Here is a 22526-nt window from a genome sequence, read left to right on the forward strand (position 1 = left end):
GTGTACACCGCAGTACACTGTGGGAGCGAGCTTGCTCGCGAAGAGGCCGGTGCTGGCAACACAGAACTTTCAGGCGCTACGCACCTGGAGAAGCTGCGCAGCGCACAGGGCAATCCGCGAACACGCATCCGCCAGCTTCACCCGATCCACCACCAGCCCGATGCGAATATGCCCCGCCGCACTCGGCCCGAATGCCTCCCCCGCCAGCACCGAAACCCCATACCCTTCCAGTAACCGCTCGGCAAAGTCCTGCGCCCCAATCCCGGTCTGACGCACATCGACCATCACGAACATCCCGCCATCCGGCTTGATCGGGTACAACCCCGGGCAGCCGCGCAAGCGCTCGCACACCAGATCCCGACGCAACCGGTATTCCTCGCGCATCTGCGTCACTTCCGGCAGATCTTTTTCCAGCGCTATCTGCGCCGCTTTCTGCACAAAATCCGGCAGACCGAACAGCATGCTCAGCGACAGATTCACCAGATGTTCGGCCAACGGTTTTGGCCCGATCATCCAGCCGATGCGCCAACCGGTCATGGCATGGGATTTGGACAGGCTGTTGATGGTCGCGGTGCGCTCGGCCATGCCCGGCAGGCTCGCCGGGCTGACGTGCTCGCCTTCGTATAACAATTCGCTGTAGACCTCATCGCTGATCAGCCACAGGTCATGACGAATGCACAGTGCCGCCAATTCCTGCCAGATCAGCAGCGGCAGACTGGCACCCGAGGGATTGTTGGGACTGTTGAGCAGCATGGCCCGAGTCTTCGGGGTGATCCGCGCTGCGACATCCACCGGATCGACGCGAAAGCCGTTTTCCGGGCGTACCGGCACCGGCACCACGGTTGCGCCACAGGCACCGAACACACCTTCATAAGTCACGTACATCGGTTCGGCGACGATCACCTCATCGCCCGGATCCAGCAGACATTGCGCCACTGAATACACCGCGCATTGCGCGCCGGGCAGCACGATCACATGATCCGCCTCGACCTCCTGGCCACTGCGCCGCCGATGCCGTTCGGCGATGCGCTTGCGCAACTCCAGCCGGCCACGCACTTCGGAATAATGAGTATCGCCCGCCAACAGGCTGTCGATGGCGCCGTGGATGATCGGCAGCGGCGTATCGAAATCCGGATCACCCACGGACAGCAGCAACACATCAATCCCTTCGGCGCGTAACTCCAGCGCTCGGTCGTGAATCCGCCAGGCCGCTGCTCCCTCCCCGGCGATTCGTTGGGTCAAGGCTGAATAGCGCATGCACGTCTCCTGTTCGCGCAATCTCTCCAGACTTCACCCTATCTCAAATCACAAAACGCGCCACCATGGCGTTCAAATCCACTGCCAGACGCGACAGTTCGTGGGTCGCTGCGCTGGTTTGATTCGCACCGGCAGCCGATTGCGTGGCCAGGTCACGGATATTCACCAGGTTGCGGTCAACCTCGCGGGACACCTGCGCCTGCTCTTCAGAAGCGCTAGCGATCACCAGGTTGCGCTCGTTGATCTGGTGAATCGATTGAGTAATCTGCTCCAGTGCGATGCCGGCGGCACGGGCCATTTCCAGCGTGGACTGAGTGCGCTGGTTGCTCTGCTGCATTGACTCGACTGCTTCGCCGGTGCCGTTCTGAATGCCGGCGACCATTTTTTCGATTTCCTGGGTCGATTGCGCCGTGCGATGGGCCAAGGCGCGAACCTCGTCCGCTACTACGGCGAAACCGCGCCCCGCTTCACCAGCACGAGCCGCTTCAATCGCGGCGTTGAGCGCCAGCAGGTTGGTCTGCTCGGCGATGGCACGAATTACGTCCAGCACCTTGCCGATGTCGCGGCCCTGAGCGGCCAGGCCTTCGATCATTTGCGCGGTGTTCTGCACGTCGTGGGTCATGGTCTGGATCGCGTCGACGGTTTTCACAACCTGGTCGCGACCTTCGCGGGCGGCGTGGGTCGACTGGTTCGAGGCTTCGGAGGTCGACACCGCGTTGCGCGCGACCTCTTCCACCGCGGCGGTCATTTCATTGACGGCGGTGGCGGCCTGTTCGATTTCGTCGTTCTGCTGTTGCAGGCCACGGGACGCTTCTTCGGTCACCGCGCTGAGTTCTTCGGCGGCGGCGCCCAGTTGCGTGGCGGAACCGGCGATCTGTTCGATGGTCTTGCGCAGGTTGGTCTGCATCGCCGCCAACGCTTCAAGCAGGCGTGCCGGTTCGTCCTTGCCGTCGACTTCGATGGCTTTGGTCAGGTTGCCGCCGGCGATGGTTTGCGCAGCAGCGACGGCGCGGTTCAGCGGGGTGACGATGCTGCGGGTCAGCAGCCAGGCCAGCAGCACGGTCAGCAACGCAGCCATCACGGCCACCACGATGATCCCGGTGATCGCGCCGCTGTACTGGTCACCGGCCTGGGACGACGCGGTTTTCGCATCGGCCGAGTTGATCGCAATCAGTTGGTTGAGTTGTTCGCCCATTTTGTCGGTGCCGTCCTTGATCTTCGTGTTGATCAGGGTACGCATCTCATCGACTTTGTCCTGACGCGACAGGTCCATCATCTGGTTCTGCGCTTGCAGGTAGTTGTCGAGGGTCGTTGCGAAGGTCTGATACAGCGCGCGCTCTTCCGAACCGGCCGGCAGTGCCGCGTAACTGGCCTGGGCGGCGCGTACCTTGTCCACCAGCACGCCGATGCGGGTCTGGGCTTCCTGCAAACCGGCCGGGTCGCGGTTGACCAGAATGCGGAACGAGAGGATGCGCAGGCGCAGGACGTTTTCCGTCACTACGGCGAGTTGAGTGACGCTGGGCAGTTGCGTCGACTCCATCTCGAGGGACGCCTGACGGATGATCGACATGCGATTGACGGCGAACACGCCGAGCACGATCACCAGCAAGGCAATAAAGGCAAAACCGAGGAAGGCACGGGGCGCGATATTCAGATTACGCAAGGACATAGGAGGACTCTCGGATGATTGAAACGACGAGCGTCCTTGCGCTGATCACTGGCCCGGGGCGGGCTTCAGTCCGGCGTCACTGTTTTTGGAATGTCTTGTGCGCGCCTGACTTCTGTATCGGCCAGGCTTGAGGAAGTTTGCGGGTAAAGATGAAATATTTTTCAAAGTGTTGCGGGTGTTTCACGAATGAAACACCCGCTGTTTTACATGATGGGTGACAGGTCAGGCCGGGGTTGCCATCCGCCAGACGCGAGCGATGTCTGTCGCGCGTTCGCGTAAAAGACGCGGTGCTTCGGCGCAAGCCTGTTCGAGGCTCATCGGGCCACTGGTGACCGCGAATGCTGCGTCGATGCCGTGTTCGTAGAGTTCCTGATAGCCTTCGCCCAAGGTGCCGGCGATAACGATTACCGGCACACCCTGCTGCTTGGCGATCCGCGCTACACCGAACGGCGTCTTGCCGCGCAAGGTCTGGGCATCGAAGCGCCCTTCGCCGGTGATGACCAAGTCTGCATCTTTCACTGCGTCGGCCAATCCGACCAGTTCCGCGACCACTTCAACACCGGCCTGGAACCGTGCGCCGAGAAACGCCTTGGCGGCAAAACCCAGTCCGCCTGCCGCACCGCTGCCCGGTTCATCGCGTAGGTCCTTGCCCAACGCCTGCGCGCAAAGTTCGGCAAAGTGACCGAGGGCCTGATCCAGTTGTTGCACTTGCACAGGAGATGCGCCCTTCTGCGGGCCGAAAATCGCCGAGGCGCCGTGGGGGCCGCACAGCGGGTTGTTGACGTCGGCGGCGATGTCGAAGCGGACTTGCGCCAGACGCGGGTCTAGTTCGTCGAGATCCAGTTTTGCGAGTTGCGCCAACGCCAATCCCCCCGACACCAGCGATTGCCCTTGGGCATCCAGCAGCTTCACGCCCAGCGCCTGCATCGCGCCGGCGCCGCCGTCGTTGGTGGCGCTGCCGCCGATGGCAAGGATCACTCGTTGCGCGCCAGCGTCCAGCGCGGCGCGGATCAGTTCACCGGTGCCGAACGTGCTGCTGATGCACGCATCACGCTGCCCCGGTGGCACCAGTTGCAGACCGCTGGCCTCGGCCATTTCGATGATCGCGGTGTGGTTGTGCGGCAACCAGCCCCACGCGGCTTCGACCGCTGCACCCAGCGGTCCACGCACACGGGTGCGGCGCAGTTCGCCTTCGCACGCGGCGAGAATCGACTCCACCGTGCCTTCGCCACCGTCGGCCATCGGGCATTTGACCAGCGTCGCCTGCGGCCAGACCTGCACCAGGCCCAGCGCAATGGCTTCTGCAACGCCTTGGGCACTCAGGCTGTCCTTGAACGAATCGGGGGCGATGACGATTTTCATGCGAATTCTCCAGTTCCAATGCCCCTCATGCTGCCAGTCGCCTTGCGCGTTGACGCCTGTCCGCTGCACAAGTTGGATTGGCGTTTATTGTTCATTTTCACAAAGGCTCTGGGATGGATGCTGAATGTCCCGCCCTCTTCGCGAGCAAGCTCGCTCCCACAGGTGAATGCATTTCCCTGTGGGAGCGAGCTTGCTCGCGATAGCATTATCCAAGGCACCGAACAAACTTCAGTCAGTCTGCGGCAGCAATTGCACCCCCAGATACAGCGCCAGCATCCCGTCGAGCTTCAACGGATCCACCCCGCTCAACTCGGCAATTCGCTCCATCCGGTAGCGCAGGCTATTGCGGTGAATCCCCAACGCATCGGCGCAGGCCTGGCTCTGCCCGTCGTGATCGCACCAACTGCGCAGGGTTGCGAGCAACTGACCGTTACTGTCCTTGGCGATCACTTTGCGCAACGGTTTGAGCAGTTCATCCAGCGCATCATCGTTGCGATGGCGCCAGAGCATCACCGGTAAGCGATAGCGATTGAGGGTCAATAGCCGTGAATTCGGCAGCACTTCGCGGCCATAAGCGAGCAAATCGCCGACCCGCCGATAACAACGCCGCAGCCCGGTCAGACCATCGGCCTGCCCGCCGACCGCAATGCGCAGAATGTTCCAACCCAGACCATCGAGTTTTTCCAGCAGGCGATCGTGCTCGATGTTCTGGCTTGCCGGACGGCACCACAGCAGCGACGACTTCGCCGAGCTGACACACCAACTGTCCGGATAACGCGATATCAACCAGGCACTCAGCGCTTCGACGGTTTGTCCAGGCGCATGCTCCAGGCCCAGCTCGAACAGATAGGGCACCCGCGTCAGTTGGGGTTTGAGCCCGAGTTGCTGGGCCTCGTCCACCAGACGCGGTGAATCCCCCGCCTCGCTCAACAGCAATGCCAATAAGTCATCGCAACGCTGCCGCCGCCATTGCTGCTCGGATTGCTGGTTGCGCTGACCGACCAGCATCTCGGCGGTCATGCGCACCAGCTCGGCGTAAGTGCGCAGTAGTTCTGGCTCGCCGGTGATGCCGAGCACACCGATCAAGCGTTGATCGAGCAACAGCGGCAGATTGATCCCCGGCTGCACGCCCTTCAGATGCACAGCCGTCTGCGCGTCGATCTCCACCACCCGACCGTTGGCCAGCACCAGTTGCGCGCCTTCATGACGGGTGTTGATCCGCTCCGGCTCGCCACTGCCCAGGATCAACCCCTGGCTGTCCATGACATTGACGTTGTACGGCAAAATGGCCATGGCCCGGTCGACGATGTCCTGGGCGAGGTCGTGATCGAGTTCGAACATAGGGGCTGAAATCCTTGAAAACAGGCGCGGACGGTTGTTCACCCGCACAGGGTCTGGCGACAAACCCTGTGCTCAGGCACAAAGACAATCCGGCCAAAGGTGGCCGAGACTCTCAGGGCGATCAACGTTACCCTTTGCATCGCAAAAAATCATAATAAAGAGAGAGCCGCTATGTCGCAGAGCGCCGCAGCTACCCAGACCATTGCTGACGATAAAAATGCCGTCTACAAACGCATCACCCTGCGTTTGATCCCCTTCATCTTCATCTGCTACCTGTTCAACTACCTCGACCGGGTCAACGTTGGATTTGCCAAACTGCAGATGCTCGACGCGCTGAAGTTCAGCGAAACCGTGTACGGCCTCGGGGCCGGTATCTTCTTCATCGGCTACGTGCTGTGCGGCGTACCGAGCAACCTGGCCCTGACCAAATTCGGCCCACGGCGCTGGATCGCGCTGATGATGATCACCTGGGGCACGCTGTCGACCTGCCTGCTGTTCGTCACCACGCCGACCGAGTTCTACACCTTGCGCCTGTTCACCGGCGCCGCCGAAGCCGGGTTCTTCCCGGGCGTTGTGCTCTATCTCTCGCAGTGGTTCCCGACGTTCCGCCGTGGCCGGATCATGGCGTTGTTCATGTCGGCGATTCCGGTGTCGGGCCTGCTCGGCAGCCCGTTTTCCGGCTGGATCCTCAATCACTTCGCTGCGGGCCAGGGTGGTCTGGCCGGTTGGCAGTGGATGTTCCTGCTGCAAGGCATTCCGACCGTGGTCCTGGGCGCCCTCGCCTACTTCCTGCTCAGCGACAACTTCGCCAACGCCAAGTGGCTGACCCCGCATGAGCGTTCGGTGCTGGAAGCCGATCAGGCGGAAGACCTGGCGAATAAACCGAAAACCACTTCCGACTCGCTGATCGCCGTGTTCAAGAACCCGGCCATCTGGGCCTTCGGCCTGATCTACTTCTGCATCCAGAGCGGCGTGTACGCGATCAACTTCTGGCTGCCGTCGATCATCAAGAACCTCGGCTTCAGCGATAACCTGGTGATTGGCTGGTTGAGTGCGATTCCTTACTTGCTGGCGGCAGTGTTCATGCTGGTGGTCGGTCGTTCGGCAGACTTGCGTAAAGAGCGTCGCTGGCATTTGGTGGTGCCGATGTTGATGGGCGCTGTCGGCCTGCTGATCGCGGTGAACTTCGCGGCGAATCCGGCGATTGCGATTCTTGGTCTGACCATTGCGACGATGGGTGCGCTGACCGGTCTGCCGATGTTCTGGCCGGTGCCGACTGCCATGCTGAGCGCGGGTGCTGCAGCGGGTGGGTTAGCGTTGATCAACTCGATGGGGCAGATGGCCGGGTTCCTCAGCCCCTACCTTGTGGGTTGGGTCAAGGACAGCACCGGGTCGACCGATGCGGCGTTGTACCTGCTGGCGGGTGTGATTGTGGGCGGGAGTTTGCTGGCGTTGCGGATGACGCGGACGTTGCGAGCCTGATTATTGGCGAACACAAAAACGGCCCATTAAGGGCCGTTTTTTTTCCTCAGATAGATCGTTCCCACGCTCTGCGTGGGAACGAACAGGCTACACAGGCGTTTCGGTCTTCAGCTCCAGATTATCCAGCGCTCGGTTCACCGCCAGTTCACTCAGCATGATCAGTTGCGCGATGCCCAGCAGTACATGTCGCTGCGAGCCGTCAACCAGTCCGGCGAAGTCAGTGGCCATGGTTTTGGCGCAAGTCAGGGTTTCAGAGGCATCGGCCAGCAGTTCTTCGCTGTCGATGCCGGGGGCGATGAGGTAGCGGGTGTTGGGTTTGAGCAGCGGTTTTCTGGGGAGCAGCGGATTGAGGTAGTGGTCGAGGGCGCGGTCGGCGGCTTCGTGGAATTTCTTTGAATCGAGGGTTTCGTAGGGCGAGGTGGTGTCGGTTGCGGGTGGGTTGGGTGTTGGTTTGATCACGTTTGAATCTCCAAATCAGAAAAATGGAGCCATCAAACTTCGCTACCAAACGAAGAGGTGGTGGCCATGCACGGGTTGGTAGACCGGTGACTTGGAGAACCGGCGCGCTCGAAAGCGCCCCACGCATGGCCACCATAAAAGCACGGACGGATGAGCGTCCGAATACGGTGAATTGCGCAACAAGTCAGATCCGGGCTACCAAACCCGATCGCTGTTTTTCAGCGACGGGACAACGATAAAACCCGGCCCTTGAGCGCACAAGCCGGCGGATTCTGGCTTAGTCGTAGGCAACGGCGCAAGGCTGTGTAGCCTGGGGTGCATGTCCGAACATGTCGCTTAAACACCACACTTAAACACCCTCGCATCAGATCGTTCCCACGCTCCGCGTGGGAACGAGCATCACCCTATGGATTTCGCATCCAGCTCAAGCACCAACCCGCCCGGCATCTGCACAAAAATCTGCCAGATCCCGTCCTCCGGCACCTGCGCCACCTGGTACGGCAACCCACTGCCCTGCACCCGCGCCAAAACCACCGCCGCATCTTCATCGGTGCGAAACGCAATATGGCTCAAAGCAGCGTCCTCGGATGAAGGCTGCTCAATCACATGTACCAACGCCTCCCCTTCCTGATACAACCACCGCCCCGGAAACGGAAAGGGCGGCCTACGCCCCGGCGTCAATTCCAATAACCCGCCGAAAGCGTCCTCTAGCGCCTGACCGTCAGCAGTGTTGAAGGCCAGATGATCAAATGTCCAAGTCATGTCTGTCTCCTGCAGTTATTCAGGATTCCAGTATCTGCGCTTGCCAATCCCGGAAAAATCCCGCAAAACGCCAAGGATCTTCAACGGATTTTTACTAATGAGCTCAATCCTCGATCTGGAAATCTTCGTGCGCACTGCCGACTCCGGGAGCATCTCCGCCGCTGCCCGAGCGCTGGAGCTGACCCCGGCCGCCGCCAGCATCGCGCTGAAACGTCTGGAAACCCGCCTCGGCATCCGCCTCTTCGCCCGCTCCACCCGCAGCATGCGCCTGACCGAAGAAGGCCGGCGCTATCTGGAAAGCGTGCGACTGGCGCTGGCCACTCTGGCCGAGGGTGAGCAAGCACTGAAGCAGCAGACCGAAGGCCTGAGCGGCGTGCTGCAACTGGCGGCGCCGTCGGACTTCGGGCGCAATGTGTTGCTGCCGTGGCTGGACGATTTCAAGCGCGAGCACCCGCACATTCAACTGCAACTGTTGCTCAATGACCGACATGCGGATCTGTTTCGCGAGACAGTCGATGTCGCGCTGCGCTTTGGCGTGCCGAGTGATTCGACGCTGGTGGCGCTGCCGATTCTGCCCGAGCATCGGCGTGTGGCTTGCGCCAGTCCCGCGTATCTGGAATATCACGGCACACCGCATAACCCTGCCGAATTGAGCGAACACAGTGCCCTGCTCTACCTTCGCAACGGCCGGCCTTACAACACCTGGCGCTTCCATCGCGACGACGAAACGGTCGAGGTCGAAGTACGCGGCGACTACCTCAGCGACGACGGCGAAGTCGCGCGACGCTGGGCGCTCGCCGGGCACGGGATCGCCTACAAGGCTTGGCTCGACGTGGCCGAAGACGTGCGCGCCGGGCGGCTGGTGACGCTGTTCGATGAATGGCACGGCGAGAGCGTGCCGTTCAATCTGTTGTGTCCGCACCGGGTGCAGGTGTCGGAGCGGGTGAAGGTGTTAAAAACTTTTTTAAAGGAGCGCTGCGAAATTTTGACTCAGTATCGCATCTAAGACCCTCAGTACTTTCTTGCAATGTTCTAGTTCAAATTATTTAGGCTTCGGGACAAGGCTCTGTCCCGACACCAATGGTCCGGTTTAGATCGGGACCAAGCACCATGCAATCCAGACGTAGTTATACACATAGGTATTAAACGAATAGTCCACCCTAATATATCCGTGCCAGCGCCCGAAACTAACGCAACACCATGTGTTTTCGGTACGAACTGGAGGTAGATAAGTGCGCAGGATATCGTTCCTGAAAACTCCGTTATACGTATTGACCCCTCCCAATGAGTTCATCCATTGAACTGCATCAACAGGTGTCATTGCGGTGCGACTAATTTCCAGCTTGAATTTATTAGTCACCGCAACTACATAAGACAAAGTACTGCCTTCTTGATCGGTAACATAGATAGTTGCCACGCCACTTTTCAACCCCACCACTTGACCCTGTGCCGTCACGGGAGCCGTCAGTGGATCAGACGATGCATAGTCATACGGCGGTATCCCTCCGATTGGACCCCTAACGCCGGTATTGCCAATCGAATCCTCCCCTGTTTTCGGCCACCCATCGACCTTCACCGAAAACCCATTCAACTTCATCTGCGTCCGATCAATGCTCAACGCCAACCGCTCAATCGCCCAAGGCTCCGAAACCAACTGATTCCCTGCCTTTTCCCGGGCAGTAAAAACATGCCGCCCAACAGCAATCGATATCGCTGTGCTTTTCCATTTGTAATCAGCGCCCGTACGGACCTCCTGGACAACCGTCGTACCATCAAGAATCTCCAATACAGCGTCCGTAAGGGCGGACCCTTCAAGGATTATCTTGTTGTGGGAAACGGAACCTCCGTTTTCCAACACAACGCCGGCCAGGTCCTTGGCCCCGGTAATGACCGGCGCCAGAATGACCCGCGCCATCGCCACTCGAGATCGCGCGATGACCACCCCGCCCCTGACTTGCTCGTAACTGACCCTGACCACGCTGTCGGCAATGACCTTGGCGTTGGGAATCATCAATTTCTGCACGAACGGGATGCGCGCGACAGTAGCTTCAACGCTGTGTTCCACCGGCGTACCGCCGGAGTTTGGCGTTGCCACATATTTCACACGAATAATGTCCTCTGTTGCCCATGTCGGGGCCAATACGTGTACCTGAATGGTCAGGTCGTTGGCACCGAGCTTGTTCTTGTCAATGGTTTCCGGGGCATCATTGGGATCATCCGGGTCTTCGGTGATATCAGGTGCTGTCAAACGCCCCCCCTGCAAATCAACAGCCACTAACGTGGGTGCCGACCATGGGGAGTCCGAGTCAGCCCCATTGCCGACTTGATCGTCGACCGTGAAGTTGAAAACAGCCTGCGGATGGTCTTTGACCTGTTCAAGATCAGCTTTTTTCAATGTGAGACAAATTCGTGTGGGTACAGCTGTCGGCGTCAAGGGTGCCTCATCCACAGTAACCTTGCGGAATACATCATGACCGTTGCAGTTCAGGCGAATTGTGTTGAACGCCCCACAATAGGGGTATTCGAAACAAACATGTACACCCTGTTCGGCGCGATCCGCATCGATTCCATAGTCCAGCACATCCTGCGGCAAGATAAGCTTGAGCTCAGAATGGCCTGGTCCGCCGGGAGTGCGATTCTCCTTGCCGGGTCGAACGCCGTAATAAAGGACTCGCAGCGGTGGTTCGGAGGTTCCTTGGTTCTGACTGCCTCTGGTCACAGTGTAAGTCAGCTCATTGATGATATCTGCACCGGATAACAGCTTGTTTTTCGGGATGTACAAAATGACTGCATCGTCAGTGGACTGGGTTTGAGTACTGGCAATATTCGGTTCGTCGTTCAAATTCAGAGAGACAGTGTCTCCCGGAGCTTGATCGACATAAGGATCGACCCTGACTTTCGCCCCCATAGGGGTCAGATCGTAGTAATTGATGGCAATGCCACAATCTGCCCCCACGACCGACTTGTTGCTGTCGACCAGATCGGGTGGATACAACACAAGCACAGCGTTATCGCTATCTGGTTGTTCCAGTGTTTCAGTGTTCATGGCAACGCTCCTGAGTCATCGAAAATTTCGCCCAGATACTCTCGGGTCTCAGATGAAATAAGAGCTGATGCCGAAGTCCGTTCGCTACTGTCAGATCTGACAGTAGCGACAAGTGGTTGCCTGTTATCGTTTTATATCTGTGGATCGAGCGTTTACTTCGACCGGACTTCCGTAGCCTGCGATAAATCGGATTGCCCCCAGCAAGGTTTCTGGTATTTGATGGAAGCTTTCCCACCGACAAAAGGATTTCGGCATGAGCTATCGCACACTGGGTCACTCGGGGTTGCAGGTGTCTACCCTCACCCTCGGCACGATGATGTTCGGCGAGCAGACCAGCGCAGAAGACTCGCTGCGCATCATCGACAAGGCCTGGGATCAGGGCATCAATTTCATCGACACGGCGGACGTCTACACCAACGGCCGCTCGGAAGAGATCGTCGGCGAGGCCATCGCCCGTCATCGGCATGAATGGGTGCTGGCGACCAAGGTCGGCTTCGGCCCGGTGGACGGCGTGCCGAATCGCAGCGGTCTGAGCCGCAAGCACATTTTCAATGGTCTGGAGGCCAGCCTGACCCGGCTCGGCACCGACTACCTCGACATCTATTACCTGCACCGCGAAGACCACAACACCCCGTTGGAAGTCACGATCTCGGCGATTGGCGATCTGATTCGCCAGGGCAAGATCCGTTATTGGGGCCTGTCGAACTATCGTGGCTGGCGGATTGCCGAGGTGATTCGCGTGGCGGACAAACTCGGCGTTGATCGCCCGGTGATCAGCCAGCCGCTGTACAACATCGTCAACCGTCAGGCCGAAACCGAGCAAATCACCGCCGCCCAGACTTACGGCCTCGGCGTGGTGCCTTACAGCCCGCTGGCCCGTGGTGTGCTCAGCGGCAAGTACGCACCGGACGTGACCCCTGACGCCAACAGCCGCGCCGGGCGTCAGGACAAGCGGATTCTGGAGACTGAATGGCGGGTGGAGTCGCTGCGCATTGCCCAGCAGATTCAGCAATACACCCAGGAGCGCGGGGTCGGGATTGTCGAGTTTGCGATTGCCTGGGTGCTGAACAACGGCGCAGTGACGTCGGCGATTGTCGGGCCGCGCACCGAAGAACAATGGGACGCGTACACCAAGGCGCAGGCGATGAAGATTACGGCGGAGGATGAGGCGTTTATCGACTCGCTGGTGACGCCGGGGCATGCGTCGACGCCGGGGTTCAATGATGTGAGCCATTTTGTGCCAGGCCGTAAACCGCGCCAGGTTTAAAAGCATCGCGAGCAAGCTCGCTCCCACAGGGATCTTGGGTGAATGCAGATCATGTGTTCCGCACGGACCCAATGTGGGAGCGAGCCTGCTCGCGATAGCGATAGTCGATACACCACCTATGCTTAATGTGCTGACCTCATCGTCGGATCGCCGCCCGGAGCAGGCTCGCTCCCACAGGTTTTGTCTCATGTGGGAAATATTGATCACTCGGCCAATATTCAGCACAAAAAACACGTATCCTGCGCGCCCCGTTTGACCATCACCCCGCGAGGACAGTTTGTCTAAAGGTATCGCTCTCTCGGTAACAGCTTCGACGCTGTTTGCCGTCATGTATTACTACACCTCGTTGCTCACCCCTTTGAGCGGCGTGGAAATTTTCGGTTGGCGGATGCTGCTGACCGTGCCCTGCATGACCGTTTTCATGTTGTTGTCCGGTGAATGGCGGCGGGTGCTGGAGTTGCTGCGCCGGGTTCCTGCACTGCCGAAGTTGATCGGTGGCCTGATCGTTTCGTCCGCGTTACTGGGCGTGCAGTTGTGGCTGTTCATGTGGGCGCCGCTCAACGGTTACAGCCTTGATGTGTCACTGGGCTATTTCCTGTTGCCGCTGGCCATGGTCCTGACCGGCCGCATTGCTTATGGCGAAAGCCTGTCGTACCTGCAAAAAGTCGCGGTGTTTTTTGCCAGCCTCGGCGTGTTGAACGAGTTGTATCAGGTCGGCGGTTTTTCCTGGGCGACGCTGGTGGTGGTCGTCGGTTACCCGCTGTACTTCGTGCTGCGCAAATACCTCAAGACTGACAACCTCGGCGGTTTGTGGGTCGACATGACTTTAATGCTGCCGGTGGCGTACTGGTTTGTGCGCGGCGGCGAACAGGGTTTCGGCGTGTTCGATCAGTACCCGGCGCTGACGTGGCTGATTCCGTTGCTCGGCCTGATCAGTGCGTCGGCGCTGGTGGTGTATATCATTGCCAGCCGCTTGCTGCCGTTCAGCCTGTTCGGTTTGTTGAGTTACGTTGAGCCGGTGCTGTTGCTGGGTGTGGCGCTGCTGCTCGGCGAGAGCATCAAGCCCGGCGAATGGCTGACCTACATCCCGATCTGGCTCGCAGTCGTGGTGCTGGTGTTTGAAGGCTTCAAGCACCTGATGCGCCAGCGCAGACCCTAAAAGCAATACAAACAACTGTGGGAGCGAGCTTGCTCGCGAAGGCGTCGGATCAGTCAACTGAAGTGTTGAATGAACGATTGCTTTCGCGAGCAAGCTCGCTCCCACAGTTTTTATCGGTGCAGCTAATTACTCGGTGGCGAGCACGCCACGACGCACCTGGTCACGCTCGATCGATTCGAACAGTGCCTTGAAGTTGCCTTCGCCGAAACCATCGTCACCCTTACGCTGGATGAATTCGAAGAACACCGGGCCCATCAGGGTTTCCGAGAAGATCTGCAGCAGCAGACGCTTGTCTTCTTTATCCGACGCACCGTCGAGCAGGATCCCGCGCGATTGCAGTTGATCGACCGGCTCGCCGTGGTTCGGCAGGCGACCTTCGAGCATTTCGTAATAGGTGTCCGGCGGCGCGGTCATGAAGCGCATGCCGATCTTCTTCAACTGATCCCAGGTCTTGACCAGGTCGTCGGTGAGGAACGCCACGTGCTGGATGCCCTCGCCGTTGAACTGCATCAGGAACTCTTCGATCTGCCCGGCGCCCTTCGACGACTCTTCGTTGAGCGGGATGCGGATCATGCCGTCCGGTGCGGTCATCGCTTTCGAGGTCAGGCCGGTGTATTCGCCCTTGATGTCGAAGTAGCGGATTTCGCGGAAGTTGAACAACTTCTCGTAGAAGTTCGCCCAGTAGGCCATGCGGCCGCGATACACGTTGTGGGTCAGGTGGTCGATGATCTTCAGGCCGGCACCGACCGGATTGCGGTCAACGCCTTCCAGGAACACGAAGTCGATGTCATAGATTGAGCTGCCTTCGCCGAAACGGTCGATCAGGTACAGCGGCGCGCCGCCGATGCCTTTGATCGCCGGCAGGTTCAGCTCCATCGGACCGGTTTCGATGTGGATCGGCTGGGCGCCGAGTTCCAGTGCACGGTTATAGGCCTTCTGCGAATCCTTGACCCGGAACGCCATGCCGCACACCGACGGGCCGTGCTCAGCCGCGAAGTAGGAAGCAACGCTATGGGGTTCGTTGTTGAGGATCAGGTTGATCGCGCCCTGGCGATACAGGTGCACGTTCTTGGAACGGTGGGTCGCGACCTTGGTGAAGCCCATGATCTCGAAGATCGGCTCCAGGGTGCCAGGTGTCGGCGATGCGAACTCGATGAACTCGAAGCCCATCAGGCCCATTGGGTTTTCGTATAAATCTGCCATGGTTGGCGCCTCATCATTCTTATCAATTAACCAGAGTTATTTGTCAGTAATGCTGAGACCGGTGGGTGGCGCACAGGAGATGCCACGCACACTGCGGGCGAGGAAGTCACCGTAGATCAGTTGAAACCCGAATATCTTCATTGTCGACCCAAGGCTCTTGCGGGCGAGGCTTCTGCTGCCAGAAGACGATTATTATTGTATGCGTAAACGGATTCTACACAGCGTAAATAGGGTTGTCTGCCCTCTCTATAAAATCCGCTTTTTTCGGCCCGGCGCAAGGGGTTTGTTGCACAGCCAGATGCCCGTCAGAATCAGCACGCCGCCCAGGCACATGGGCATCGTCAGTTGTTCGCCCAGCAGGACGGCACCGGCCAGCACGGCGGTCAGCGGATTGAGCGCGATGAACACGCCCGCACGGGTGGCGCCGATTTTACAGATGCCATCGTAGTAACCGATGTAGGCCAGCGCCGAGCCGAGTACGCCAAGATAGGCCAGGCTCAGCCATTGGCGTGTGCCGAGTGCGGCCACCGCCGCAACGTCCACTTCGCCTCGGCTCAGGGCCAGTACCCACAACATCAGGGTGCCGAGCAGAATCGAAAAGGTCACGGTCTGCACCGGACCGATGCTCTGGTTGAGGCTGCGGGAAAACAGCGAATAAATGCCCCAGCTCAGCACGCAACCAAGGATCAGCAGGTCGCCGATCCACGCGTCCGGCGTTCCGCTCAGCAAGTGCGGGTTGCGACTGACGATCACCACAGCCGCCCCGCTGATACAGATCCCGATTCCGATCACTTTCAGCCGGCTTAACCGCTCTTTGAACAGCAGCCAGGATGCAAGACCGATCACCGCCGGATTCAACGCCACGATCAGTGAAGCCCGTGAAGCGTTGATGTATTGCAACCCGTAAAAGAAGCACAGGTTGTAGAAGAAAATTCCGAAGAAACCCAGCATCGCCAGTTGCAGCCACTGGCGGACTTTCGGCCTCACCAACGCAATCCCTGCAATCCGCAGAAAACCGAGCAACGCTACACTGGCGAGCAGAAACCGCAGGCTGGCGGCAAAAGCCGGGCTCAGGCTTCCGGCCAGAAATCGTCCCGCTACCCACGTCCCACCCCAAATCATGGTGACCAAGGCCAGATTCAGATAAACCGGCAGATCTGAAGTTGTAACGCGGCTTTGCTCATAACTGCTCATAACTCTCCTCACGACACGCCAGACGAATGACTTATCATTCGACTTATTCTTCATCATCGTAAAATGAGTCTTTACTCATGACCCTCACCCAACTCGAAATCTTCTCGCTGGTGGCCGAACTGCGTGGTTTCACCCTCGCCGCCCATCGTCTGGGGATTTCCCAGTCAGCGGTGTCTCACGCCTTGAAGTCGCTGGAGCAGGAACTGGGCGTCGAACTGCTGCGCCGACATCAATCCCAAGTGGAACTGAGCGACATCGGCGAGCAACTGCTGTTGCGGGCACGGGCGATGCTCGGGCTGGCCAATACGCTGCGTCAGGAAGCAGCGGATGCGCGGGGAATGAAACGCGGCACCTTGCGCATCGGGTCCTTCGGCCCCACGTCTTCGATTACGCTGTTGCCCAGGATTCTTCAGCAATATCGCGATGCTCATCCCGGTATCGAAATTCACATCGACGAAGGTCCGGACCGACAAGTGTTCCAGTGGCTGGAAGAACGGCGGATCGATATCGGTTTCGTGGTGTTGCCGGAAGATCGCTTTGACACCTTTGCCTTGATCGAAGATCAGATGGTCGCCCTGCTCCCGCTCGGTCATCCATTGACGACGCACGAATCAGTGCGGCTCGAAGACTTATGCAACGATCCGTTCGTACTGACCGAAGCAGGTTCCTCAGAGCTGGTTTCACGCCTGTTCAACGCCGCCCGATTGAGCCCGAACATCCGCTATCGCTGCTCGCAATTGCTCAGCACCCTCGATACCGTTGGCCGTGGTGACGCCATTACGGTCGTGGCCGAAGGTTCGCTGCCGATCGATCCGGATCCACACTACGTAAAGAAGCCGCTGTCACCCGCCGTTCAACGACAAGTCGGCGTGGCCGTGCTCGACCAGCGCCAGGCGTCCCCCGCCACCCTGGCATTCATCCAGCTGGCGACCCGACTGAAATACCGTTGAGCGGCGCAAGCGCCATCCGCCAACTATCATGGGCACAGACAAAACGCTTTCCCGAAGCTGCGCCGTTGCCCCGCCTGCAGTCGAGAGCCCCACTCCATCGCGACAGGATGCGCTCATGCCTCTGACCGTCAGGCCCCGCCGCAAACGCGGCACTCGAATCACCGTGACATTGTTGTGCGCTCTCGTTCCGGTTCTGCTGGGCACGATCATTCTGCACATGCAGGCCGAGCGCACGCTTGAGCAGAGTTCGCAACACACCGCAGAAGAAGCCTTGCGCCAGTTCGAGCTGATGCTCGACAACACGGCCCAGGCCGCCCGTGACTTGCTGCCACTGGCCGGTCAGACCTGCGAGCAAGTCAAACTGGCGTTGCGTGAACAGGTGACTCGCCGCCCCTTCGTTCGCTCGACCAATCTGGTGTGGGATAACAACCTCTATTGCAGTTCGCTGTTCGGCGACTTCAAGGAAGCCGTCAATCCGGGCGACTACACCCAAGGCAAACTGTGGTTGATGAACGGCAACCCGGTGACACCCGATACCGCGTTGCTGGTGTATCGCTTGAGCGAAGGGCGTGGTGGAGCGCTGACGACACTGGATGGCTACCACTTGGGCAACATCCTGCGCCTGATCGGCCGGCAAACACTGCTAATGCTGCAAGTGGGCAATAACTGGCTCTCCGCCGACGGCAAAGTACATCAAGGCCCGCTGCCTCATTTGCCGGTAGCGCAAAGCACACTCAATTCTTCGCAATACGCATTCACGGTGACTGCCGGTTTTCCGGACGGTGAAACCTGGCGCTACATGAGTGACGAGTATCCACCACTGTTCAGCCTGCTGATTTTTTTCGGCGCGGTGTCCGGGATGATTGGCTACATCGTGCAGAAACGCTCAACTTCGCCCAGCCATGAGATGTTGCGGGCGCTGGAGGCCGGAGAGTTCGTCCCGTACTTTCAGCCGGTGGTACACGGCGACAGTAAAAAATGGTCAGGCACCGAAGTGCTGATGCGCTGGAACCACCCGAAGGAAGGTCTGGTACGTCCGGACCTGTTCATACCGTTTGCCGAGCATTCCGGCTTGATCGTGCCGATGACCCGCTTGCTGATGCAACAGACAGCTGCCGTGCTGGGACCGCTGTCGTCGACCTTTACGGCGCCTTTTCATATCGGCATCAACATCACCGCCAGCCATTGCCACGACCTGGAGCTGGTGGAAGATTGCCGTGAGTTTTTGTCAGCATTCGCGCCGGACAGCATCAGTCTGGTGCTGGAGCTGACTGAGCGCGAGTTGATCGAGCCGACCGACATCACTCATCGCTTGTTCGCGCAACTGCGTTCAATAGGGGTAAAAATCGCGCTCGACGACTTCGGCACCGGTCATTCGAGCCTGGGCTACTTGCGAACCTTCAACGTCGACTTTCTGAAGATTGACCAGACATTCGTAGCCATGATCGACAAGGACGCCCTGTCCCGGCACATTCTGGACAGCATCATCGAGCTCTCCGGCAAGCTGGAACTCGGCGTGGTGGCCGAAGGCGTAGAGACGCAAGCCCAGGCTGATTACCTGGCCGCTCACCATGTCGATTTCCTGCAAGGCTATCTGTTCGGCAAACCCATGCCGGCCGCAGACTTCATCGAAGCATTAACTCATCATTAACTAAATGTGATAAATCCTGAAACGCCGACAGCGCGCACCAATTTGAAAAAAAACAGCGCTGTTGTTACATGAAGAAAAAGTCAGGATTTACTCTTGCGTCATTAACTACTACAATTTTTCTTGCCTGTTGCAAGATGGACAGGTGAGCCATTATCACCGAGTCGCTTCAAGGCTCTTGGCTTATAGCTTTGTTTGCGGTTGGTATCAGCCAAACACACTATTGGAGTAAAGATATTGTCCAGACTCGCTGAATTTCGTGCAGCTGAAAAGGCCCTTCAGGAACAGCTCAAGCAGCTGGAATCGCTGAAGAACGATGCCGGGCTCAAGAAAGAAATCGAATTCGAAGAAAAGCTCCAGGGTCTGATGAAAACCTATGGCAAAGGCCTGAAAGACATCATCGCCATTCTTGATCCGAACCCGGCAAAATCCGGCGTGCAATTGAGCGCCGCACCAAAAACCCGCCGCGCTCGCGTGGTCAAGGTCTACCAGAACCCGCACACCGGCGAGCTGATCGAGACCAAGGGCGGCAACCATCGCGGCCTGAAAGCCTGGAAGGAACAATACGGTGCGGCCACCGTTGATTCCTGGTTGCGCGGTTAATCCCTCGTAAACAAGAAAGCCCTGCAAATGCAGGGCTTTTTTTTGACAATATCTAACAAACGCAACGATTCAGCGTGGTGAAAGTTGAGCGGAAATCACTCGCTCTTGCTGGAACTATGCTTCCGGATATTGCGCTTATCGTCAGATTAACTTTGTATTTAATCACTTCAGGCATCTAGTGATGCACTGACCGGCAAACAGCTGGCTAGAATTTCAGGCTGTTTTTCGCCGCCATTATTTCGTCGCCACTGGCCTTATAAACCTCCGCCTGCCCTGCATACGAAAGTACATACGCTTTATCCGCCTCGACAGCTGCAACCAATGTTTGCGACAACACGTGACGACCGTTCTCGGTCACGGTGCAAGTGGTCTCAAGTGCCGTCAGCGAACCCAACGTACTGGAATGAACCTTGTTGCAGACACTCTGATAACCGCCCTGAAAAAAGCCCTTCTGCACCGACTTGCGCATCTCCAGCAACACGCCCTGCAAATTCACCTGATGACCACTTTCCACGCGGGTCATCGTCAGCTCCATCACCATGACCTGATTGCCATCCGCGTCGGTCTTCACAGCGCGCTGACGGGAGACTTGCGGGGAGGTTTCGGGCAACGCCTCGACTTCCCAGCCGGCCGGCCAGGTGATGCTCGGCGCCTCGGCAAAAGCCGGCAGAGCAAACAGGGAAAAACCCAGGAAAACGAACAGCGATTTGAACGGTCGGATCATTACCAGAGGCACTCGCGAATTGAGCCGTGAAGTCTGAGGCCGGCCCGCCCACAGGGCAAGCCCGCGCTTTCGGTTTGGCGATGCTGCCAGGCATGCGTATCATTGCGCCCATTCACTCGCCCCAATTTGTTACGGAGGGCCCATGAGCCTGCAAGAACTGAACACCTTCCCCGGCGTCACCGCCACCCCGGACAGCGCAACCCGCAACTTCGTGTTCAACCACACCATGTTGCGCGTCAAAGACATCACCAAGTCGCTGGACTTCTACACTCGCGTACTGGGTTTCTCGCTGGTAGAGAAGCGTGATTTCCCCGAAGCGGAATTCAGCCTGTACTTCCTAGCCCTGGTCGACAAATCGCAGATCCCGACCGACGCCGCTGCCCGCACCGAGTGGATGAAGTCGATTCCCGGCATTCTCGAACTGACCCACAACCACGGCACCGAGAACGACGCAGACTTCGCCTATCACAACGGCAACACCGACCCGCGTGGTTTCGGCCACATCTGCATTTCGGTGCCGGACATCGTTGCGGCTTGCGCACGCTTTGAAGAGCTGGGTTGCGACTTCCAGAAGCGCCTGACCGATGGCCGCATGAAAAGCCTGGCGTTCATCAAGGATCCGGATGGGTACTGGGTCGAGATCATCCAGCCGGCACCGCTGTAAAGCTGAACCTGGGTAGAAAGCACCCCGCAAAGAAAAAACCCCATCATCGCTGATGGGGTTTTTCTTTTTCGGGCCCGGGGTTTACGCCGGAGCCGAAGTGCGGATCAAGTGATCGAACGCGCTGAGGGAAGCCTTGGCACCCTCGCCCACTGCAATCACGATCTGCTTGTACGGCACGGTGGTCACGTCGCCGGCAGCGAAGATGCCCGGGATCGACGTTTCACCACGGTTGTCGACGATGATCTCGCCGCGCGGCGACAGCTCGATGGTGCCTTTGAGCCAATCGGTGTTAGGCAGCAGGCCGATCTGCACGAAGATCCCTTCCAGCTCGACCGTGCGCAGCTCGTCAGTATTGCGATCCTTGTAACGCAGGCCATTGACCTTCTGGCCATCGCCGGTGACTTCAGTGGTCAGCGCACTGGTGATCACGGTGACGTTCGGCAGGCTGTGCAGCTTGCGTTGCAATACGGCGTCAGCGCGCAACTGAACGTCGAACTCCAGCAGGGTCACGTGGGACACGATACCGGCCAGATCGATGGCCGCTTCGACGCCAGAGTTACCACCGCCAATCACCGCCACACGCTTGCCTTTGAACAGCGGACCGTCACAGTGCGGGCAGTACGCCACGCCTTTGTTGCGGTATTCCTGCTCGCCCGGCACGTTCATTTCACGCCACCGCGCGCCGGTCGCCAGAATCACGCTCTTGGCCTTGAGGGTCGCGCCGCTGGCGAAGCGGACTTCATGCAGCTCGCCATTTTTGCCCGGGATCAGCTTGTCGGCGCGTTGCAGGTTCATGATGTCTACGTCGTATTGCTTGACGTGCTCTTCCAGCGCGGTCGCCAGTTTCGGGCCTTCGGTTTCCTGCACGGAAATGAAGTTCTCGATAGCCATGGTGTCCAGCACCTGACCGCCGAAACGCTCGGCAGCAACACCGGTGCGAATGCCTTTACGTGCGGCATAGATCGCCGCCGAAGCACCGGCCGGGCCACCGCCGACCACCAGCACATCAAAGGCTTGCTTGGCGCTGATTTTCTCGGCCTGACGCTCGATGGCGCCGGTGTCGAGTTTGGCGAGGATTTCTTCCAGGCCCATGCGGCCCTGACCGAAGTTTTCGCCGTTCAAGTAAATGCTTGGTACAGCCATGATCTTGCGATCATTGACTTCGTCCTGGAACAGCGCGCCGTCGATGGCGACGTGGCGGATGTTCGGGTTCAGCACGGCCATCAGGTTCAGCGCCTGAACGACGTCCGGGCAGTTCTGACAGGACAGCGAGAAGTATGTCTCGAAGTTGAACTCTCCCTTGAGCGAGCGGATCTGTTCGATCACTTCGACACTGGCCTTCGAAGGGTGACCGCCGACTTGCAGCAGCGCCAGCACCAGCGAAGTGAATTCATGGCCCATCGGGATGCCGGCGAAACGCAGGCTGATATCGGCACCCGGGCGACTGATCGAGAACGACGGCTTGCGAGCATCGTCGCCGCTGTCGATCAAAGTAATTTGATGCGAAAGACTGGCAACGTCTTTCAGCAGGTCGAGCATTTCACGGGATTTCGCACCGTCGTCGAGTGAAGCAACGATCTCGATCGGCTGGGTGACCCGTTCCAGGTACGATTTCAACTGGGCTTTAAGATTGGCGTCCAACATACGGGCGATCTCCTGAATTTATTTGAGGCGAAAAAAAGCCCGAGCGAATCTCGCCCGGGCTTTTCTATTGGGCGGTGCAGCTTACTTAAGTA

19 protein-coding genes are annotated in these 22526 nt (G+C 58.6%); 8 read left to right on the forward strand and 11 right to left on the reverse strand.

The window, feature by feature from the left end; all coding sequences use genetic code 11:
• Positions 1–69: 69 nt before the first annotated feature.
• From N8H71_RS03260 to N8H71_RS03275, 4 genes are all read right to left on the reverse strand, one after another.
• Complete coding sequence (locus N8H71_RS03260) at positions 70–1257, reverse strand: pyridoxal phosphate-dependent aminotransferase (RefSeq protein ID WP_262192837.1); 1188 nt, start codon at positions 1255–1257, stop codon at positions 70–72.
• 43 nt (positions 1258–1300) lie between these two features.
• Positions 1301–2926, reverse strand: coding sequence for a methyl-accepting chemotaxis protein (locus tag N8H71_RS03265; RefSeq protein ID WP_262192838.1), 1626 nt, complete (start codon positions 2924–2926; stop codon positions 1301–1303).
• 222 nt (positions 2927–3148) lie between these two features.
• Positions 3149–4288 carry a glycerate kinase gene (locus N8H71_RS03270; RefSeq protein WP_262192839.1) on the reverse strand — a complete coding sequence of 380 codons (1140 nt, stop codon included), beginning with the start codon at positions 4286–4288 and terminating at the stop codon, positions 3149–3151.
• Between the two features lie 228 nt (positions 4289–4516).
• Entirely contained in the window at positions 4517–5629 is a 1113-nt protein-coding gene (locus N8H71_RS03275) for a sugar diacid recognition domain-containing protein (protein WP_262192841.1), read from the reverse strand.
• A 171-nt stretch (positions 5630–5800) separates the two neighbouring features.
• Between N8H71_RS03275 and N8H71_RS03280 the strand changes: the two genes are divergently transcribed.
• Complete coding sequence (locus N8H71_RS03280) at positions 5801–7111, forward strand: MFS transporter (RefSeq protein WP_262192842.1); 1311 nt, start codon at positions 5801–5803, stop codon at positions 7109–7111.
• Between the two features lie 87 nt (positions 7112–7198).
• Here the strand turns inward: N8H71_RS03280 and N8H71_RS03285 are convergent, their stop codons facing one another.
• Together N8H71_RS03285 and N8H71_RS03290 are read right to left on the reverse strand one after the other, a co-directional pair.
• The gene (locus N8H71_RS03285) at positions 7199–7570 is read right to left on the reverse strand and encodes a DUF6124 family protein (protein ID WP_262192843.1); all 372 of its coding nucleotides are present in this window, start codon (positions 7568–7570) and stop codon (positions 7199–7201) included.
• Positions 7571–7969: 399 nt separating this feature from the next.
• On the reverse strand, positions 7970–8332 hold the full coding sequence (locus N8H71_RS03290) for a hypothetical protein (protein WP_262192844.1): 363 nt from the start codon (positions 8330–8332) through the stop codon (positions 7970–7972).
• A 97-nt stretch (positions 8333–8429) separates the two neighbouring features.
• Here N8H71_RS03290 and N8H71_RS03295 point away from each other — a divergent pair, with 97 nt between their 5' ends.
• Positions 8430–9338 (forward strand): LysR family transcriptional regulator, encoded by a 909-nt coding sequence (locus N8H71_RS03295; protein WP_262192845.1) that lies wholly within the window; start codon positions 8430–8432, stop codon positions 9336–9338.
• Between the two features lie 84 nt (positions 9339–9422).
• Here the strand turns inward: N8H71_RS03295 and N8H71_RS03300 are convergent, their stop codons facing one another.
• Positions 9423–11378 (reverse strand): hypothetical protein, encoded by a 1956-nt coding sequence (locus N8H71_RS03300; RefSeq protein ID WP_262192846.1) that lies wholly within the window; start codon positions 11376–11378, stop codon positions 9423–9425.
• Positions 11379–11631: 253 nt separating this feature from the next.
• Between N8H71_RS03300 and N8H71_RS03305 the strand changes: the two genes are divergently transcribed.
• Both N8H71_RS03305 and rarD read left to right on the forward strand, forming a co-directional pair.
• Positions 11632–12645 (forward strand): aldo/keto reductase, encoded by a 1014-nt coding sequence (locus N8H71_RS03305; protein WP_262192847.1) that lies wholly within the window; start codon positions 11632–11634, stop codon positions 12643–12645.
• 277 nt (positions 12646–12922) lie between these two features.
• Positions 12923–13804 carry an EamA family transporter RarD gene (gene rarD, locus N8H71_RS03310; protein WP_007958956.1) on the forward strand — a complete coding sequence of 294 codons (882 nt, stop codon included), beginning with the start codon at positions 12923–12925 and terminating at the stop codon, positions 13802–13804.
• A 126-nt stretch (positions 13805–13930) separates the two neighbouring features.
• Here the strand turns inward: rarD and hppD are convergent, their stop codons facing one another.
• Positions 13931–15007, reverse strand: a complete 1077-nt coding sequence (hppD, locus tag N8H71_RS03315; protein WP_007958955.1) for a 4-hydroxyphenylpyruvate dioxygenase — start codon at positions 15005–15007, stop codon at positions 13931–13933.
• 246 nt (positions 15008–15253) lie between these two features.
• Positions 15254–16201, reverse strand: coding sequence for a DMT family transporter (locus tag N8H71_RS03320; RefSeq protein ID WP_262192848.1), 948 nt, complete (start codon positions 16199–16201; stop codon positions 15254–15256).
• A 77-nt stretch (positions 16202–16278) separates the two neighbouring features.
• Between N8H71_RS03320 and N8H71_RS03325 the strand changes: the two genes are divergently transcribed.
• The 3 genes from N8H71_RS03325 (at position 16279) to N8H71_RS03335 (ending at position 19402) form a co-directional block, all read left to right on the forward strand.
• On the forward strand, positions 16279–17151 hold the full coding sequence (locus N8H71_RS03325; RefSeq protein WP_262192850.1) for a LysR family transcriptional regulator: 873 nt from the start codon (positions 16279–16281) through the stop codon (positions 17149–17151).
• A gap of 115 nt (positions 17152–17266) precedes the next feature.
• Positions 17267–18802: an EAL domain-containing protein gene (locus tag N8H71_RS03330; RefSeq protein WP_262192851.1), complete on the forward strand. Its 1536-nt coding sequence runs from the start codon at positions 17267–17269 to the stop codon at positions 18800–18802.
• A gap of 234 nt (positions 18803–19036) precedes the next feature.
• Positions 19037–19402, forward strand: a complete 366-nt coding sequence (locus N8H71_RS03335) for a histone-like nucleoid-structuring protein, MvaT/MvaU family (protein WP_262192853.1) — start codon at positions 19037–19039, stop codon at positions 19400–19402.
• A 205-nt stretch (positions 19403–19607) separates the two neighbouring features.
• Here the strand turns inward: N8H71_RS03335 and N8H71_RS03340 are convergent, their stop codons facing one another.
• Complete coding sequence (locus N8H71_RS03340; RefSeq protein ID WP_262192854.1) at positions 19608–20126, reverse strand: DUF4946 domain-containing protein; 519 nt, start codon at positions 20124–20126, stop codon at positions 19608–19610.
• Between the two features lie 142 nt (positions 20127–20268).
• Between N8H71_RS03340 and gloA the strand changes: the two genes are divergently transcribed.
• Complete coding sequence (gloA, locus tag N8H71_RS03345; protein WP_085730808.1) at positions 20269–20790, forward strand: lactoylglutathione lyase; 522 nt, start codon at positions 20269–20271, stop codon at positions 20788–20790.
• Positions 20791–20871: 81 nt separating this feature from the next.
• Here the strand turns inward: gloA and ahpF are convergent, their stop codons facing one another.
• Positions 20872–22434, reverse strand: a complete 1563-nt coding sequence (gene ahpF, locus N8H71_RS03350; protein ID WP_262192855.1) for an alkyl hydroperoxide reductase subunit F — start codon at positions 22432–22434, stop codon at positions 20872–20874.
• Positions 22435–22526 lie beyond the last annotated feature (92 nt).

The organism is Pseudomonas koreensis (genome assembly GCF_025447595.1).
Classification (GTDB): Bacteria; Pseudomonadota; Gammaproteobacteria; order Pseudomonadales; family Pseudomonadaceae; genus Aquipseudomonas; species Aquipseudomonas koreensis_H.